Origin of the sequence: Bartonella sp. AA2SXKL (assembly GCF_042197205.1) — a bacterium.
Classification (GTDB): domain Bacteria; phylum Pseudomonadota; class Alphaproteobacteria; order Rhizobiales; family Rhizobiaceae; genus Bartonella.
This window is the reverse complement of the sequence record NZ_JBHIRN010000273.1, coordinates 330-562: the sequence shown is the minus strand read 5'-3', so window position 1 is coordinate 562 and position 233 is coordinate 330. Positions and strand designations below refer to the sequence as shown.

1 pseudogene is annotated in these 233 nt (G+C 42.5%); it reads left to right on the top strand.

From position 1 onward, the window contains the following. Positions 1–233 (top strand): annotated as a pseudogene (locus ACFINS_RS11195) (elongation factor Ts); the annotation flags it as partial.

Below are 233 nucleotides of genomic sequence, written 5' to 3'. Positions count from 1 at the left end.
AGAAGGCAGCAGCTGCTTTTGGTAGGCAGGTTGCAATGCATATTGCTGCAACCAATCCGTTAGCGCTAACAGCGGAAGATGTTGATTCCAGTGCTATTGAGCGTGAGAAAGCAATTTTTTCAGAGCAAGCACGTCAATCTGGAAAGCCTGAAAATATTATTGAAAAAATGGTTGAGGGGCGCATGCGTAAGTTTTTTGAAGAAGTTGTTTTGCTTTCTCAGGCTTTTGTTATG